Consider the following 17,217-nt stretch of genomic DNA (forward strand, 5'->3'; position numbering starts at 1 on the left):
AACCACCGAAAAGGATTATATTCTGGGGCAGATATAGCCGCGTTTTTGGGGTGTTTACCCATCGCCGGTCTCCAGAAGTTAAATGATAACAGGAGGAATTATGGCTCAGCCCCTCATGCCGAAAGCAACCGCTGTATGGCTTATCGACAATACCGGCTTGTCATTCCGGCAGATTGCCGCCTTCACGGGTTTGCATGAGCTTGAAATTCAGGCCATCGCCGATGGTGATGTCAGTCAGGGCATTGTCGGTCGCGACCCGGTGACAAATGGTCAATTGACCCAGGCAGAAATCACCCGCTGCGAAGCAGACCCGCGTGAAATTCTGAAACTGGCAAAATCAGACCTGCCGCGTCCGCGCTCGCAAAGCAAGGGCGCGCGCTATACCCCGGTTTCAAAACGCCAGGATCGCCCGAACGCCATTGCGTGGCTGTTAAAGCATCACCCGGAACTTGCAGACTCACAAGTTTGCAAGCTGATTGGCACGACCAAGGATACGATTGGCAAAATTCGCGATCGCAGCCATTGGAATTCGGCCAACCTTGTCCCGCGCAACCCGGTTACCATGGGTCTTTGCACCGAACTTGACCTTGAAAAACAGGTTGTGATCGCGCGCAACAAGAACCCGGAAAAGATTGTTCGCGATGTCGAGCCTGATCCGCTGCCCGAAGAATTGCAGATCAAACCGGAACCCGATTTGCCCGGTGCCGGTTCTGACAAGAACAAAAGGGATGACCGCAACAAGTCTCCTCACAATTACAAGGAAGCTGCCGAAAACCTTTTCCGCAGCTAACCCCATCCGATCAGATAAGGCCGCCGCAAGGCGGCCTTTCTTTTTGGCCCGTTTGTTGGTTTCATATGAATGCAGCCGAACCGTCATATTATTGAAACGCGCCTGCATTAGCATTCATTCGCACACTGAAACAGGCCGATAGAAAAACAATTTTATGCAAAAACGCCCAACCGAACGTCAGGCCAGCATTGTTGAAACAGTGCGTGCTGACGGATTTCGCACCATCGAAGACCTTGCTGATCGTTTTCAGGTCACCGCCCAAACCATTCGTCGCGACGTTAACGCGTTATGCGAAGAAGGGTTACTGCGCCGCCGCCACGGTGGTGTTGAACCGGCACTCGAACATGAAAACATCGCCTACCGGGCGCGCAAGGTTTTGCATGTAAACGAAAAACGAAAAATTGCGGCATTGGTGGCCCGCCATATTCCCGATGGCGCCTCGCTGTTTTTTTCCATTGGCACCACGCCGGAACTGGTTGCCAGTGCGCTGCTGCAGCACCGGTCGTTACGGATTTTCACCAACAACCTGAATGTCGCCTATGTCGCCGCAACCAATGACAGCTTTGATGTGACGTTGATTGGCGGCCGGTTGCGCAATCGCGATCGCGACGTTCTGGGGCCCGAGGTTGAGGCCTTTTTTAACAGCTACAAGGTCGATTACGGCATTTTCGGCGTCGGCGGGATCGACCCCGACGGCAGCTTGCTGGATTTTGACGAACAGGAAGTGCGCGCGCGCTCGGCTATTCTGGCAAATTCCCGGCAAAACTATCTGGTGGCTGACCATACCAAATTTGGCCGCAACGCCGTGGTGCGCGGGGGCAACATTGCCCAGGTATCGGCCTTTTTCACCGACACCACCCCGCCCGATACCATCATCAACATGATCAAGAAAACCGGGGTCGAACTGCATGTGCCCGAACCGGGTGCCGAATTTCCGACCTTTTACGTGCCCGACGAACACTAGACCACCCACGGCTTAACATTCCAGCCGCATGCTACGTTTAATCTGTAACCGCGTCATCGCTGTTGATATCGCCGTTATCGCCGTTATCACCGATGCGACCTGCGGCAAAAATGCCGTTTTGCACCGCGCGCAACCCTTGTGTCAGGGTTTTGTCCCGCCGGATGATCATTGCCAGATCCCGCCCCAATGACGGTGACAAGGGCCGGGAAATAACCGGCAACCGGGTGCGTCCATGAATGACCGCCATTGATGGCAACACCGATGCGCCCAACCCGGCCCCCACCAGTTCCTTGACCGCTTCAACACTGCCCAGTTCCATGACCGGGCGATATGCCTTGCCCTGGATGCGCAGCCACGTATCGGCCAGAACACGGGTATTTGACCCCTGTTCAAAAAACACCAGCGGATAACCAACCAGCTGTTGCGGTGTAACCACATCGGAAACGTCGCTATCGGCGGAAAAAATCGCCACGAACGGGTCTTTCATCACCGGGGTAATATCGAGCGCCCGGCTGGCAACCGGCAATGTCACAAAGCCGATATCAAGGTCATTGTCTTCGACCATCCGGGCCATATCGGCGGTATTGCCGGTTTTGACCGAAATTTCGAGTTCCGGAAACCGGTGCTGAATATCGGCCAATACCGCTGGCAGGAAATAAATGCACGCCGTGGCCCCGCACCCGATACGCACCCGCCCGCGCATACCGGTGCCAAACGGCACCACCGCATCGAGCGCATTGCGAACCGACTGGTCGATTGGGCCGACATGGGCCTGCAAGGCCTGCCCGGCGGCGGTGGGCATGGCGCGTTTGCCAATCCGTTCAATCAGGCGCACGCCCAGCCGTTGCTCCAAAAGCTTTATCTGCTGGCTAATCGCGGGCTGGCTTAAATTGCGGCGCTCGGCTGCGGCCGAAAAACTGCCAAGTTCGACCACATCGGCAAAGGCCTGCAACTGATCAAGGCTGAAACCCCGCATTATAGATTTTCCTTATGGTTTGCATAAATAATCAAACACATACTTATAAGATCGAACAATCTATATTTTGCCAACCAACGCAACCGGCGCCCAATGATGCCATGCGCCCCGACAAGCCAGAGTTTTTATAAAAATGCCGAACACACCCCCTTCCTCGCCATGCGCCCCCAATATTGCAGGCAAAGCTGCCGTCGCCCTCCGCGACGCCACCCCGGCAGACATCGCGGCAATTAGTGAAATTTACACCCACGCCGTTTTACATGGCACCGCCTCGTTCGAGGAAATTCCGCCCGGCGCCGAAGAACTTGGCAAACGCCAAAAGGCCCTGCTCGCGGGCGGCTTTCCCTATTTAGTCGCGATTGACGCCCAAACCGGCATCGTGTGCGGATATGCCTATGCCGGACCCTATCGGGTGCGCACAGCTTATCGCCATACAGTCGAAAATTCGATTTATGTCGCCCCGACACATCATGGCAAAGGTGTTGGCAATGCCCTGCTCGCCGCCCTGATTACCCGCTGTGAAGCAGGCCCATGGCGGCAAATGGTCGCCGCGATTGGCGATAGCAACAATGCCGGTTCGATCGCCCTGCATCGCAAACATGGTTTTCAAACCACCGGCACCTTTTACAAGGTGGGCTATAAATTTGGCCAATGGCTGGACTCGGTATTAATGCAGCGCCCGCTGCACTCAAATGCCGATATGCTGCCCGGTCCACTTTCCACCAATCCCACTTTGGCCTCGACAAACGGCGACATTCCCGCACGCCCGGCACGGGTCGAAAAATGATAACGCCCGGCCTGACCATCCGGCTGGGGCTGGCGCAAATGATCAGTTGGGGGACCGCCTATTACCTGATTGGCAATTTTGGCCCACGCCTTAGCCAGTATCATGGCTGGAGCGAAACCGTCATTTACGGTGGCTTTTCGCTGGCCTTGCTGGTGATGGGCATTGTCTCGCCCCTGTGTGGAAAGCTGATCGACCGGCACGGTGGCCGCATGGTCATGGCGGCGGGATCGCTGTTTAATGTCGCGGGTTGCCTCACACTGGCCACCTGCAACACCGTAACCGGCTATTTCGCCGCGTGGCTGGTGCTGGGAATTGCCATGCGCCTGACATTGTATGACGCCGCCTTTGCCGCCCTTGCGCGCATTGGCGGGCAAAACGCCCGGCGCGCCATGGGCCAGATCACGCTGTTTGGCGGGCTGGCATCAACAGTTTTCTGGCCGCTGGGCCATTATCTCGACAGCCGGTTTGGCCTGACGGCGGCTTTGTTATGCTATGCCGGGTTTGCCGCCCTGACCCTGCCGTTGCATCTTGCCCTGCCGGGCAGGCACCACGGGGACCAAACAGATATTAATGCGCCGGTAAAGACGGCACCGGCACAAAAGCTGGCATCATCGACAATTTCCGCGGCCCCCCTGTCCCCGCGCCATCAAATGGTATGCGGCCTGCTTTATGCGCTGATCATGTCGCTGATCAATATTATCAACGCTGCAATGTCGGCCCACATGATTTCACTGCTGGCCGGGTTGGGGCTGGCGGGGGCCGCGGCCATCAATATCGCCAGCCTACGCGGCATCGGGCAAACAGCGTCGCGACTGGCCGACACCATCTTTGGCCGTAATTTTAACCCGGCAACCGTCACCATCGGGGCGACACTGGTGCTGGGCCTTGCCTTTGTTCCCGGGTTGGCAGGCACAATATCCATCACCATGGCCGGGGTTTTTGCCGTGGCTTTCGGGGCGGCAAACGGCGTTTTAACCATCACGCGTGGCACCTTGCCGCTGATGATATTTGCACCCGGCCATTATGGCAAAAAGGTCGGCGTATTATTGCTACCCGGATTTATCCTGTCCGCCCTGGCCCCGTCACTGTTTGCAATGGCCTTGAAAAGCCGGGGGGCACCGGCTGTTTTTGGCATTTTGGCGGGGTTATCGTTTGCTGCCTTGTTATGTGCCCTTTTGTTGCGCGCCAAACTGGATAACGCGCAAAAAAAACCGTCCGCACCATAACGGCAGCGGACGGCTCTGGAAATTCGGGCCAAACGAGGGTGGGTCGGTGGGACTGGCCCGAACGGGATATGCATTTAAAACGACAATGAGAAACCCGTTATAACAACAGGAACACCAAAACCAGTGACACCGCCCTAGCCTGCAACGTCACGGGCATAGCCGATATCGCGCAGGGCGTCGGTAATTTCGGGCAAAATGCCGGGGTCGTCGATGGTGGCCGGGGTTTTATAGGTTTCGCCATCAGCAATAGACCGCATGGTCCGGCGCAGAATTTTGCCAGACCGGGTTTTGGGCAACCGTTCCACAATGGTGGCCTGCTTAAACGCTGCCACCGGGCCAATCTGGTCGCGAACCATGGCGATGACTTCGGCGATAATTTCGCTATCAGGGCGGTTGACCCCGGCCTTTAACACCATAAAGCCCAGCGGAACCTGGCCTTTCAAATCATCATGCACGCCAATAACGGCACATTCGGCCACATCCTGATGCCCGGAAAGCACTTCTTCCATCGCCCCGGTCGACAGGCGATGCCCGGCTACATTGATAATGTCGTCGGTGCGTGACATGACATAAATATAGCCATCTTCATCGATAAACCCGGCATCACCTGTGGCATAATAACCCGGATATTCCGCCAGATAAGATGAAACAAAGCGCGCGTCATTATGCCAAAGGGTTGGCAACGTTCCCGGTGGCAGTGGCAGCTTTGCCACCAGCGCCCCGATTTTGCCGCGCGGTAATTCGTGGCCGCTTTCATCGACAGCATGGACTTCCCAGCCACAAACCGCCACCGTCGGCGAGCCATATTTTATGGGCAATAATTCAATGCCACGCGGGTTTGCGCACATCGGCCAGCCGGTTTCGGTTTGCCACCAATGGTCAATCACCGGTACACCCAAATGCCGTTCGGCCCATTGCAATGTATCGGGGTCGGACCGTTCGCCCGCCAGATAAAGCGCTTCAAAACACGAAAGATCGTAATCCTTCAAAAGTTCGGCATTGGGATCGTCGCGTTTGATGGCGCGAAACGCTGTTGGCGCGGTAAACAGCGCCTTGACCCCGTGTTGGGAAATTACCCGCCAATAGGCCCCGGCATCGGGGGTGCCGACCGGTTTGCCTTCATACAACACCGTGGTGCAGCCCGCCAAAAGCGGCCCATAAACAATATAGGAATGGCCCACAACCCAGCCAACATCGGACGCGGCCCAAAAAACATCGCCCGCCGAAACACCGTAAATGTTTTTCATCGACCAGTTCAGCGCCACCATATGGCCGCCATTATCGCGGACAACGCCCTTGGGCTGCCCGGTGGTGCCCGATGTATATAAAACATAAAGCGGGTCGGTCGCGGCGACCGAAACACAATCAGCCGGGCTGGCTTTGGCGCATATGTCGTGCCAGTCAAAATCACGCCCGGGGGTTAAATCGGCCTTGGCCTGGGGCCGTTGCCACACAAACACAGCATCGGGTTTGTGGGTGGCCTGGTCAATCGCGCGGTCCAGCAACGGTTTATAGGCAATAACCCGGCTGCCTTCGATGCCGCAACTCGCCGATAGCATCAATTTCGGTTTGGCATCGTTAATCCGGGTGGCCAGTTCGTGCGCCGCAAACCCGCCAAAAACCACCGAATGAATTGCCCCGATCCGCGCACAGGCCAGCATCGCCATCGCTGCCTGCGGGATCATGGGCATATAAATAATCACAAGGTCGCCCTTGCCCACACCCCGTTGCTGCATCGCCCCGGCCAAATGGGCGACCTCGTCGCGCAGTTCACGATAGGTATAGTGGGCAACGGTATCGGTCACCGGGCTATCATAAATCAGGGCATTCTGATCGCCGCGTCCGGCATCAACATGGCGGTCCAGCGCGTTAAAACACGTATTGACCATGCCCCCGCCAAACCACTGTGCGGAGGGTTGGGTCGACAGGTCAATCACCTGGTCCCACTTTTTATCCCAGACCAGGGCGTTGGCGGCCTCGGCCCAAAAGGCATCGCGCTCTGTGATCGAATGGTCGTAAATATCCTGATAGCAGCCCGGCATTCGTGTAGTTCCTCCCGCGTGGCGGTCATTTTGACCATTATTCAGGTTCCGGTATTGTGCCCCGATAACGCCGGGGCAATGCCGGTTTGGTGGCGCTTCGTTAATTCCGCATTATAATACCGATTTATGGATAAAACACCCCTTAGACATTGGTCGATTCCCGAAAGCCTTGTCTGGAATGATATTAGAGCATATTTCGTTTAATAAGACCCATTCTGCCGGCGCATTTTGCTGCTCGGCAAGGAGAAGTCCGCAGGGCGTAACGGGGTTACGGACAAGGATTTCGACGTAGCCGAGCAGCAAAATGCGCGGGCCCGGAGGGTTCAATTTTGACGGCGTTTGACGGCGTTACACCGCTTGCCCGATGCGCCGCATCGCGCGGCGCGCTGTGCCTTGCCAAACGGCACGTCAAAATTAAACAAAATGGGTCTTATTAAAGGAAACATGCTCTAGTGCGCGCACGCACCTTGGGCGGGAATAACAAAAAGGGGCCGTTCGCAAACACCACAATTAACCTTATGCCACGGGCAAAACGGCCTGTATGAAACTGTCATCGCCCTGTATCGGCTATGATTTTCAAGGTGTTGCGACGTCGGAGATATACGGGGAGATAACATATTTGCCGCCTCACGGTGTGGGCACAAACCGGAGGCGGCTAAAATAAAAGGGGTCGTTCTTTACATCGGCAAATGACACTTTGGCTGGTTCAAACCATTGGTCGCTTTACCGGGAACATCAGCATCCTTTTTCAGTGTGTGATCCGGTTAATCTCGTCTTTGATTTCCAGTTTGCGCCGTTTGATACTTGAGATTCGCGATAAATCAGGGGACGGTCGACATTGCTCCGAATGGAGCTCGTACTCGAGCGTGGCATGTTTGGCAGTAAGAGCTTCGATATGGGATTGAACGCTCATTCGCCTACTCCTCATTCCTGATATTGCCCACAGCAAAATGGTAGTAATTCTGTAACCTAATTGCCAGTCTTTCCGCGCATAAATCGTTCAATTTTTCGCAAGACAGCCTAACAATAGATCGTCAAACCGGCAGTTTTCAGTGATGTTTCAGGGGGTTCGTCGCCATTTTCGCGGGGTGACCTGTTTCACAGTATCGCCCGTAAAAACCCGCCTGCACCCTGGCAACGATAATGCCAAAACGCAAACCCGACGATAACAAATTAATGGCACACAGCCGCCATCGCCAGATGACACCGCAATAATCATGGTGATATCAGCAGGTTAAAGTCTGGCTATTTCGTATCAGGCTTTGACATGGTTCGTTATGGCATCGCTCGTGGTAAATTCGCATGACACCCCAAAAATACCCGGTTCCGCGCCACCTCAACGCCCATGGCCGAGTCGCTTTCACGGCCCGCATTCACATGCCCACGCGCTCAAACGCTCACACTCTGCCCCGATCAGCCAGATAGCGGGGCCAAGCCCCTGCCTAAATCTCGACCCGGGCCAGATGCCCGATCAAGGTTTTAAGGGCGTCGTTGCATTCATCCTGATCCAGATTAAACCGGGTCGGCGAAAGATAGGCCCGCAAGGGGGCTGTTTTATCGTGCCCGGCGGGAATGGTTTCAACCGCTTCGCACAGCAATTCCTGCTCGATCCGCTCGGCGGCAAGTTCGTCTTTTTTAATTTGGTCGCGCAGGGACTGAACCGTATCGCGCGGGTTTTCGCGCATATGGCGGCGCAGAGTGCGCAACGGCAAAATAACATTCTCGCGCCAGTCGCGCACCGCGGCTTCAAGGGCGGAAATGCTGTGGGGGGCCTTTTCCTGCAGGCCCAGCCACGCCAGAAACAACAGCAAATTCACATCCAGCCCGCATTTTTCCTGCAGGTCCAAACACACAGGGGCAACCCCGGGCCGCCCGTAAAAGGCAACCGTAAATTTCCATAACGCTTTGGCGTCCATCTTGCGCAACCCTGTCTGATGACCGGGCAGGTCCTGACCGGCCCAAACCGGCACGCCTGCCCTGGTGTTTTTACCTGCATATCCTGCCCCTGTATTGGCCCGGATATTGTTGTATTTCAAACGATTTTTGCCGTTCTTTTATGCTCGGGCGGGGTTCCCATATAAGCGCCAAGGCCAATTGCTGTTGAAACCATGGTGTCGCCGGTATCCACCAGACTGGGGCCTTTAATTACATCGGCCATTGGCACATCGACCACCCGGCGTTTTTGCCACGCCACCACGCGATCAAATTTGTTTTGGGCGATTAAATCGACCGCATGCACCCCGAATGTTGATGCCACCAGGCGGTCGCGCGGCGAAGGTGTTCCTCCGCGCTGCACATGGCCCAGCACGGTCACGCGGGTTTCCCAGCCGGTACGTTCGCCCAGTTCCTCGGCCAGCCAATGGCCAATGCCGCCATAGCGGGCTTTTTGCCCGTCACTGCCAACCGTAACACTATCGCCCTTGTCGGTTTTCACCGCCTCAGCCACAATTACCAGCGCATGGTTGCGGCCCCGCTTGCGAATATTCAGGCAATGCCGGGTTAAATCCTCAAGGTCATAATCCATTTCCGGGATCAAAATAACATCGGCCCCCCCGGCAATACCGGCAAAAAGGGCGATATGCCCGGCATCGCGGCCCATGACTTCCAAAATCATGATGCGGTCATGCGAGGCGGCGGTGGGTTGCAGCCGGTCCATGGCTTCAACCGCAACATTCACCGCCGTGGTAAAGCCGACCGAATATTCAGTATGGGCCAGATCATTGTCGATGGTTTTGGGAATCCCCACCAGGTTAATGTCGCCCTGCTGGGCCAACTGGCGCAAAATGGCCATGCTGCCATCGCCGCCAATACCAATAAGCGCATCAAGCCCCAGCGATTTATATCCTGCAATCACCTCGTCGGAGCGATCAGCAAAGCTGCCATCGGGCATTGGGTAGTTAAACGGATTGCCTTTGTTAATGGTGCCTAAAATGGTGCCGCCCAGGCGTAACATACCGTCATTATTAACCTGATCATTCAGGGGCATTACAGATGGCGGGCGTTGCAACAAGCCATGCGTTCCCTGACGGATCCCCACCACATCCCAGCCATATCCCAGTACCGCGCGGCGCACCACAGCCAGAATAACTGCATTTAACCCGGCACAATCGCCACCACTGGTCAAAATTCCGATCCGCATGAACATCTCCCGTTTTATACGCCATCATCATTCCCGGGCACATGATCCGCGCTTGCGGATTATTGATGTGGGTTACGTGCCCTGTTTCTGATAGTATGACAGGCTCTTCGCGTTGATAAATAAGCTGGATCAAAAATGGACGATATCAATCAGATCGAGATTGAAAAAAAATTGGCCACCCTGCGCGAGGAACACCGCGATCTGGACATAGCCATCGCGGAAATGGCGCATAACCCGCGTCATGACCAATTGCGCCTTGTCAGACTGAAAAAGCGGAAACTGGCGCTTAAAGACGAAATTCGTTATGCCGAGTCGCAAATACTGCCCGATATCATTGCGTAAATCATGGCCTGATATCAACCCCACATTGCGCCCAGACGGGGCATAAGCCGCCCCGCAGACCTTTTTCCCACAGCCGTTTTTGCCCGCCCAACGACGCATTCGCGCGTTTGGCAATCGCGTGCAGACCATCGGGTTATAACGATGCGCCGCCCATACCGTCTGGCGGATTTTTCCGTCCGGCGGGGGGCATGTTTTGCGGCATTACGCTATCGGTGTGGTTAAGATGATGAAACCGGGCAATCGAGGACCGCAATTCACGGTCAACCCCGCCCATAACACTGGTCAGGGTTTCGGCCGGTCCGATCTGATAAATGCCAAAAACCAGCCGGTAATCCACCTTTTGCCCGTCCCAGTAATAAGACGCACGTTGTAATTGCTGGCTTATGGCCTGCGAGCGACGCCAGCCTTCGGCAGCATCGACATTATAAAGCAATGCGGCAAAATCATTGCAACCAAGATAGCCCAACTGATTGGGCCGCTGAATGTAAACCGCCAGAAATTCGGCAAGCTGGGCAATCATGGCGTCCTTGCAGGCCTGTCCATAGGTGTTTGACAGGCTTTCGAGATCGGCAATTTCGCACAATAACAGGCAACGCGGGGTTCCCGACGCCGACTTGGCCGAAATTTCGTTTTCCAGAATTTGCATAAAAGCCGGGCGCGACAATAACCCGGTAAACGGGTCATGCGACGCGCGACGGGCCAGTTCCTGCTGGTGTTTCTGAACCGTTTCCAACTGCGTCACAAGGGTATCTACCCGCGACATCAGCCGTGACAGCGCACGTTCAACCGCAGGCGTAATTTGTTCAGAAGGGATTCCCAAAAGATCGGCCGGGTCAATCGCCGTGTCCTTGCCCGATGCCCCGCCCCGGCCCGATGACGATCCCCTGCCCCCCGCACTGCCATCCCTGGCATCGCGATGGCCCTGACCGTGGCCGTCTTCGGGCAAATATCCACCGTCGCGCCCGCCAGGGGCGGCGCGACCATATGCCTGTGTGGCCTGTGCTGCGTGGTTGGTGCCAGGGTTCCGTCCTTCAGAACCGGCACCAAAGGATGACGATGCCATCCGCGCCTCTGTGACTTTCATGTCGGCTTCTCGCGCTACCTGCGTTTTGGAACAGCCTGCATGGCATGGTTCCATTTTCTATCTTAGAACATTATCAAAACTAAATCCATTAAAGACATAATGCAGCAAATGATTTTCAACTTGTAGCACCCTTAAGGGGTAGTTCGGCAAAATTATGGCAATTTCGCCGGGTTCGGCGTGCAAAGGGCGATTTTTACCGGTTTGGACCTGCCTGAGGCCGGTCTTGCGCTTGCATGACGATGCGACCTCCCTATAATGCGGGCCTTCGCAACGCATACGACCAAAACGGAGCCTCATCATGAGCGACCCCCGCCCGGCAATCGGCATTATCATGGGCAGCCAGTCCGACTGGGAAACCATGAAAAATGCCGCCGATATTCTTGATACGCTGGGCGTCGCCTATGAAACGAAAATCGTTTCGGCCCACCGCACCCCGGACCGTCTGGTTGACTATGCCAAAACTGCCAAATCCCGCGGGTTGAAGGTGATTATCGCCGGTGCTGGCGGGGCGGCCCATTTGCCTGGCATGGCCGCTGCCATGACGCCGCTTCCCGTGCTTGGGGTGCCGGTGCAAAGCCGCGCGCTTAAGGGGATGGACAGCTTGCTATCCATCGTGCAAATGCCCGGTGGTGTGCCGGTTGGCACATTGGCCATTGGGGCGGCGGGTGCCAAAAATGCCGGATTGCTGGCAGCAGGCATCATGGCATTGATGGACGATGCTTTGGCAGGAAGGCTTGATTCCTGGCGCCAAAGCCAGACCGACGCCGTTGCCCAAGCCCCGGTTGATCCGACCGAATAAACCGAATAATACGCCATTTTGGCCATGCGCTTGCAGGCATCTGACATTATATCGTGCCAGAGATGTTGCCATTGCGCGTGAAGCGGTATCATGTGCATAAACCGCTTTGGCGATGGTTAAAGATAATTTTGTTTCGCTTCGTGCCCGCCCTTCCGATCCGAGGACCCAGATGACCCCTGATTTTGACAAACGCATTATCGCCCCTGGCGGCACCATTGGCATCATGGGCAATGGTCAGCTGGGCCGCATGGCCGCCCTGTCGGCGGCTGAACTGGGCTATCGTGTGCATGTCTTTGGCCCCGGCGCAGACAGCCCGACCGAGCAGGTTTGCCACAAGGCCACTGTCGCCGATTATACCGATTTTGCCGCCCTTAAGGAATTTGGGGCCAGCGTGGATGTGGTGACGTTTGAATTTGAAAACGTCCCTTATGACGCGGTCAAGCTGCTCTCTGGCATGGTGCCTGTGCGTCCGGGCTGGCAATGCCTGCATATTTCGCAAAACCGTTTGCGCGAAAAAACCTTTTGCAACGAGCATGGCATCGGCACTGCCCCGTTTGCCGCCGTGCGGTCTTTGGCCGATCTGGAAGCCAGCGTTGAAAAACTGGGCCGCCCTGCGGTTTTGAAAACCACCGAAATGGGCTATGACGGCAAAGGCCAGGTTAAAATCACCGAGGACACCAACCTGGCATCGGCCTGGGTTGATATGGGCGGAAACGAAGCCATTCTCGAAGGTTTTGTTGATTTTGAACGCGAGCTTTCGGTGATAGTGGCCCGGGGCATTGATGGCAAAATGGCCTGTTTTTGCCCAGTGGAAAACCGCCACGCCAACCATATTCTTGATGTCACCATCGCCCCGGCCCAAATCCGCCAGACCTTGCGCACCGAAGCCGAAAAAATTGCCAAGACCCTGGCCGAAAAAATGGAATTTATCGGGCTTTTGGCCGTTGAACTGTTTGTCACCCGCGATGGTAAATTGCTGGTCAACGAGGTCGCGCCGCGCCCGCACAATTCCGGCCACTGGACGATTGATGCCTGTGTTACCAGCCAATTTGAACAGTTTATTCGCGCGGTATGCGGCCTGCCACTGGGCGATCCGGCCAACCATTCGGATGCGGAAATGAAAAACCTTCTGGGCGACGATATTGATGCCTGGCAGGCAATTTTGTCCGACCCGGATGCCAAACTGCACCTTTATGGCAAGGCCGAAGCCAAGGAAGGTCGCAAAATGGGCCATGTGACGTGGTTACGCCCCACCAAAACCAAACGCTAACCCGCTGGCTTTGCGCAAATAAACCCTTACCGCCGCCAGATAAACAACCACGCCAATACCCCGCAGCATCACGCTGGCGGGGTATTTTTTTGCCCGCATTGTGCCAGCAACCCTTATAGGGCAGGGCAAATAGAAGCGTTGCGCTTGCCGCCCTCCTCCCCCGTTTTTGCCCTTCAATACCCCGTCTGTCCGGTATTTCGCCGCGTCTGGCGCTGCCATACTGGGCGATATTGGCAAAAATAGCGGGCTGCACGCCGTTGCACGGCAGGGCGGCATAATCTGCCTGCCAAAACTGGCATTGCTTTTGCTGATATCCCGGCAGGTCATTACGAAGGCAACGGACGATGCAAAAATTTTTCGGCATTCTGGCACTTTTTACGGCAACTGTTTTTTTACAGATAGCCCCGACACAGGCCAGCCCTAACAACCCCGGCGCGGCGGGTTTCCCCCAAGTGATCAAGGGCGACCAGTTATTGTTTGGCGCGATGGCGGTGGACCTGTTTGGTATTCGCGCGCCCCAACCGGGCACTGTTTGCCGGGTCGATGACATTCCGTTTCAATGTGGCGATGCCGCAGCCCAGGCTGTGCGCCGGATTGTGCAGGATTACGCTGTTTCGTGCGAAAAAGTATCCGACAGCCAGCTGTTCCCGATGCTGACCGAATGCCATATCGGCCAAAGCGACCTTAACCGGCTGATCTTGCGTGCGGGCTGGGCGATGGTAGATATGAATGTGTGCGACGGTTATCCGCGCTGCAAAACCTATATCGCCGATCAGAATTTTGCCCGCGACAATCACAAAGGCCTGTGGATGGGTTCCCCGCCTGCAACCCTGCTTGCCGCCACCCGCAAACCCGATACCAAAACCCGACCCGGTGCCAATGCCGCAATGCGCAATGCGATTTTCAATATCGACCTTGCTGCCGAAATGAAAGCGCAGCGCGAACCGGACCGGACCCTTGTCAGCTTTTTAATGCCCTGATCATTCCGGTTGCCTGTTGCTGTTGCCGTTGCCCTGCGCTTAAAAACAAAAACCGTTGCCTGCATGTTGCACGGCAACGGTTTTGTTATTCAATCAAGCTACCAGAGGGACCTAACGCATATTGCCAAATTGCCGGGCAACCCGCCCCGGTGTTGGAAGGCACGATGCCACCTTGCGGCCCATGCGCAGCCCGGTGCCTGCAACCTTACCGACCTTGCCAAGGCTTGCCGTGACCTTGGGGATCATCATCACATTGCCAATCCGACGGTCCATAAATTCCCAGGTGGCCTGATGCCCGTCTGACGTATCGTCAAGCCAATACATCAGGGTTGATCCATAAACCCCGGCCAAAAGGCCGCGTTTTGTGTACCAGTTATGATCGGTCGAGGTATCACCCGCCGCCTGCCACATCAGATCAACCGTTTTGGCCGTCATGCGCAGGCTTTTGGGCAGGTTTTGCGGCAACGACAAATGTGCCACAGCGGCCCGAACTGCATCCTTGTGCGCTTCTGCCAAATCCAGCCGCACCCGGATGGCCGCACCAATACGCGCGCGAATTTTCATCGATTTGATGTCCATCGCGGCCAGCCGGTCCATCATGTCGCGGTCGGTCAATGCCACATAATGCTCTATCACCTGGCCAATACCGCCGGGAAACAGGCGGTCCACCTCCATCGGTGACCAGCCCAGATCCTCGGCTGCGGTGCGCAAGGTCAGCTTGCTCCAGCCGTCAAAGGCCACATGTTCCAGGGCTGCGCGCACCAAATCGTCGCGCTGTTGGGCGATACGGGCAAAACTTTCCTCAACCGACATGTTATTCCTCCTGTTGCGCGTCGCCATCATCTCGCCGGTCTGCATCTGATGTATCAGACGAAACATCAGGCGGGTCGCGGCGCAATTCTTCGGTAAATCCCATCAGGGTCATGTCTTCCATACGTTCGGGATACATAACGCCGATCAGATGGTCATATTCATGCTGGACCACGCGGGCGTGAAAGCCGCTGGCGGTTTTTTCCACCCGGTCGCCATTTTGATCAATGCCGCGATAGCGGATTTTTCCCCAGCGCGGCACAAAGCCCTGAAAACCGGGAATCGACAGGCACCCTTCCCAGCCACCGACCTTTTCGTCGTCCTCAAGCGGTTCAATCTCGGGATTGATCAGCACCGTTAACGGAACTTCGCTCTCCGCGTCATCCTCCGTCGTGCGGCTGGGCGGCACAAAAAATATCATCACCGCCACAGACTGAAACACCTGCGGGGCGGCCAGACCAACGCCGCCTGCATCCTTCAACGTTTCAATCATATCGGCAATTAAGCGAATGATTTCAGGGTCGTTCGGGTTTTCAACCCGTTTCGCGACCTTGCGCAAAACCGGGTGGCCCATCCGGGCAATTTTTAATATCGACATGGTTATATTATCCGACCAAACCCTGTTTGCTGCCAAGAACTATCTTATATAAATGTGGCGGAACAATTTGCGACAAACGTTCAGCGCGATCTGTGACGCTGCCCTCTTCCCTTTTCATCCGCTTTGGACTATATAACCGCCACGGCCATGTTGGCCGCTTTAGCATCCGGTTGGCATATCTGCCTTCCGGCTTATTGTATTTTATTGAAAGGAGCGTGGTTTCCGTGCAGGTAATCGTTCGCGACAACAATGTCGATCAGGCTCTGAAGGCGCTTAAGAAAAAGATGCAGCGCGAGGGCATTTTTCGTGAGATGAAGCTTCGTCGTCACTTTGAAAAGCCGTCGGAGAAGAAAGCTCGCGAAGGGGCGGAAGCAGTCCGTCGTTCTCGCAAGCTGGAGCGCAAGCGCATCGAGCGCGAAGGCTTCTAGTCTTTTTCACTTTCGGGGTTCCTCGAACGTGACTGTACGGTCGATTTTGCTTTATCAGTTTTGATTTTTCAAAATCGGACCCGTGCCGAAACCCGCCGTGGCGCAAGCCTGGCGGGTTTTGTGTTTTTAAAACAAACCCGCACCACCGCCCTGTTGTTTTGGACCACAAAATAACTATCTATTTCCCATAGTCCATCCGTTGCAGGAGCATCCCGTTTGACCGATCCCCAGCACGCCCAACCCCGCCCCCGCTTTTCGATCAAAACTGTTTGTATCGTCCTCGGCACAACCATTGCAGCGCTGGCCGCGTCGCCTGCCCGCGCCCAAACATCCGCCCCGGCTTCCACTGCCACGCCTCCCGGCCAAACAACACAAACATCCCCCGCCCCCAAAGACACACAGCCCCCTGCACCTGCACCACGTTGCAACACCCGCGACCTTGCCTTGTGCGAAGACACCAACCAGTTAATCTGGTCCGAAGGCTTTGCCGATGCGGTTGGCGCTTTTGTTGGCGCGGGCAATGCCGACTGGCTTTATAAAAACGGCAGCAAGATCGATCAGGTGATTGCCGTGCTGGGCGGCCCACCGCAAGTGCGCCAGAAAATCGGGAATGACTTGTGGCTTTACGGCGCGTGTCGCGCCCATAGCTGCCCGGAAAAAGGGGCGATCGTGCTGGGCAATGACGGCACGATCAAAGCCGCCGCCATCCTGCATTTTTCCTGCGGCGACACCTGCGCGGATGACTACACCCTGACCATTATGGGGCCAGACGACAAAACCTTGTCCGACGATATGGAAAGCTGGGCCAAAACCACCCTTGCCGATGATGCGCGTGCCTATAAACAGGCCAAACCGCCCAAAATCGCCAAGGTCGAACATATTGCCGCCGCCGGTGCCCGCAAACCCGCCACCCCCGGCACAAACCCCGCTGGCTCAGCCCAAACCCCGGCCCCACTACCGGGGAAATAGCCGGTTCAAGCCG

At 55.8% G+C, this 17,217-nt stretch carries 18 protein-coding genes; 10 read left to right on the forward strand and 8 right to left on the reverse strand.

The annotated features are described in order from the left end of the window. The first annotated feature begins 100 nt into the window (after positions 1–100). Together TMES_RS10195 and TMES_RS10200 are read left to right on the forward strand one after the other, a co-directional pair. Complete coding sequence (locus TMES_RS10195; protein ID WP_085582139.1) at positions 101–790, forward strand: DUF1013 domain-containing protein; 690 nt, start codon at positions 101–103, stop codon at positions 788–790. Positions 791–944: 154 nt separating this feature from the next. After that, positions 945–1,754, forward strand: a complete 810-nt coding sequence (locus tag TMES_RS10200) for a DeoR/GlpR family DNA-binding transcription regulator (protein WP_085582141.1) — start codon at positions 945–947, stop codon at positions 1,752–1,754. Between the two features lie 37 nt (positions 1,755–1,791). Here TMES_RS10200 and TMES_RS10205 read toward each other — a convergent pair whose 3' ends face one another. Then, entirely contained in the window at positions 1,792–2,730 is a 939-nt protein-coding gene (locus TMES_RS10205) for a LysR family transcriptional regulator (RefSeq protein WP_085582143.1), read from the reverse strand. Positions 2,731–2,863: 133 nt separating this feature from the next. Here TMES_RS10205 and TMES_RS10210 point away from each other — a divergent pair, with 133 nt between their 5' ends. Continuing rightward, the gene (locus tag TMES_RS10210; RefSeq protein WP_085582145.1) at positions 2,864–3,517 is read left to right on the forward strand and encodes a GNAT family N-acetyltransferase; all 654 of its coding nucleotides are present in this window, start codon (positions 2,864–2,866) and stop codon (positions 3,515–3,517) included. Beyond that, positions 3,514–4,743 carry an MFS transporter gene (locus TMES_RS10215; protein ID WP_085582146.1) on the forward strand — a complete coding sequence of 410 codons (1,230 nt, stop codon included), beginning with the start codon at positions 3,514–3,516 and terminating at the stop codon, positions 4,741–4,743. The genes TMES_RS10210 and TMES_RS10215 overlap by 4 nt, the downstream gene beginning before the upstream one ends. Before the next feature lie 134 nt (positions 4,744–4,877). Here the strand turns inward: TMES_RS10215 and TMES_RS10220 are convergent, their stop codons facing one another. The 4 genes from TMES_RS10220 to TMES_RS10235 all read right to left on the reverse strand — a co-directional run bounded on the left by TMES_RS10220 (position 4,878) and on the right by TMES_RS10235 (position 9,924). Continuing rightward, positions 4,878–6,785: a propionyl-CoA synthetase gene (locus TMES_RS10220; RefSeq protein ID WP_085582148.1), complete on the reverse strand. Its 1,908-nt coding sequence runs from the start codon at positions 6,783–6,785 to the stop codon at positions 4,878–4,880. A 748-nt stretch (positions 6,786–7,533) separates the two neighbouring features. After that, positions 7,534–7,713, reverse strand: coding sequence for a YdcH family protein (locus tag TMES_RS10225; protein ID WP_342746308.1), 180 nt, complete (start codon positions 7,711–7,713; stop codon positions 7,534–7,536). Between the two features lie 514 nt (positions 7,714–8,227). Beyond that, positions 8,228–8,821, reverse strand: coding sequence for a TIGR02444 family protein (locus TMES_RS10230; RefSeq protein ID WP_245835338.1), 594 nt, complete (start codon positions 8,819–8,821; stop codon positions 8,228–8,230). Next, on the reverse strand, positions 8,818–9,924 hold the full coding sequence (locus tag TMES_RS10235) for an ATP-dependent 6-phosphofructokinase (protein ID WP_085582152.1): 1,107 nt from the start codon (positions 9,922–9,924) through the stop codon (positions 8,818–8,820). The genes TMES_RS10230 and TMES_RS10235 overlap by 4 nt, the downstream gene beginning before the upstream one ends. 135 nt (positions 9,925–10,059) lie before the next feature. Here TMES_RS10235 and TMES_RS10240 point away from each other — a divergent pair, with 135 nt between their 5' ends. Next, positions 10,060–10,266 (forward strand): YdcH family protein, encoded by a 207-nt coding sequence (locus tag TMES_RS10240; protein ID WP_085582154.1) that lies wholly within the window; start codon positions 10,060–10,062, stop codon positions 10,264–10,266. A gap of 133 nt (positions 10,267–10,399) precedes the next feature. Here the strand turns inward: TMES_RS10240 and TMES_RS10245 are convergent, their stop codons facing one another. Then, positions 10,400–11,350, reverse strand: a complete 951-nt coding sequence (locus tag TMES_RS10245; RefSeq protein ID WP_158091220.1) for a GGDEF domain-containing protein — start codon at positions 11,348–11,350, stop codon at positions 10,400–10,402. Positions 11,351–11,648: 298 nt separating this feature from the next. On the opposite strand from TMES_RS10245, the gene purE reads away from it, so the two are divergent. The 3 genes from purE to TMES_RS10260 all read left to right on the forward strand — a co-directional run bounded on the left by purE (position 11,649) and on the right by TMES_RS10260 (position 14,399). Then, on the forward strand, positions 11,649–12,149 hold the full coding sequence (gene purE / locus TMES_RS10250) for a 5-(carboxyamino)imidazole ribonucleotide mutase (RefSeq protein ID WP_085582158.1): 501 nt from the start codon (positions 11,649–11,651) through the stop codon (positions 12,147–12,149). Between the two features lie 169 nt (positions 12,150–12,318). Next, positions 12,319–13,419, forward strand: a complete 1,101-nt coding sequence (locus tag TMES_RS10255; protein ID WP_085582820.1) for a 5-(carboxyamino)imidazole ribonucleotide synthase — start codon at positions 12,319–12,321, stop codon at positions 13,417–13,419. 344 nt (positions 13,420–13,763) lie between these two features. After that, positions 13,764–14,399, forward strand: a complete 636-nt coding sequence (locus tag TMES_RS10260) for a thermonuclease family protein (RefSeq protein WP_085582160.1) — start codon at positions 13,764–13,766, stop codon at positions 14,397–14,399. Positions 14,400–14,510: 111 nt separating this feature from the next. Here the strand turns inward: TMES_RS10260 and TMES_RS10265 are convergent, their stop codons facing one another. Then, on the reverse strand, positions 14,511–15,212 hold the full coding sequence (locus TMES_RS10265) for a COQ9 family protein (protein WP_085582162.1): 702 nt from the start codon (positions 15,210–15,212) through the stop codon (positions 14,511–14,513). A gap of 1 nt (position 15,213) precedes the next feature. Continuing rightward, on the reverse strand, positions 15,214–15,807 hold the full coding sequence (gene def, locus TMES_RS10270) for a peptide deformylase (RefSeq protein ID WP_085582164.1): 594 nt from the start codon (positions 15,805–15,807) through the stop codon (positions 15,214–15,216). Positions 15,808–16,031: 224 nt separating this feature from the next. On the opposite strand from def, the gene rpsU reads away from it, so the two are divergent. Beyond that, on the forward strand, positions 16,032–16,235 hold the full coding sequence (gene rpsU / locus TMES_RS10275) for a 30S ribosomal protein S21 (protein ID WP_007091098.1): 204 nt from the start codon (positions 16,032–16,034) through the stop codon (positions 16,233–16,235). A 216-nt stretch (positions 16,236–16,451) separates the two neighbouring features. After that, entirely contained in the window at positions 16,452–17,204 is a 753-nt protein-coding gene (locus TMES_RS22625) for a hypothetical protein (protein ID WP_143589617.1), read from the forward strand. Positions 17,205–17,217 lie beyond the last annotated feature (13 nt).

This window comes from Thalassospira mesophila (assembly GCF_002115755.1).
GTDB lineage: Bacteria > Pseudomonadota > Alphaproteobacteria > Rhodospirillales > Thalassospiraceae > Thalassospira > Thalassospira mesophila.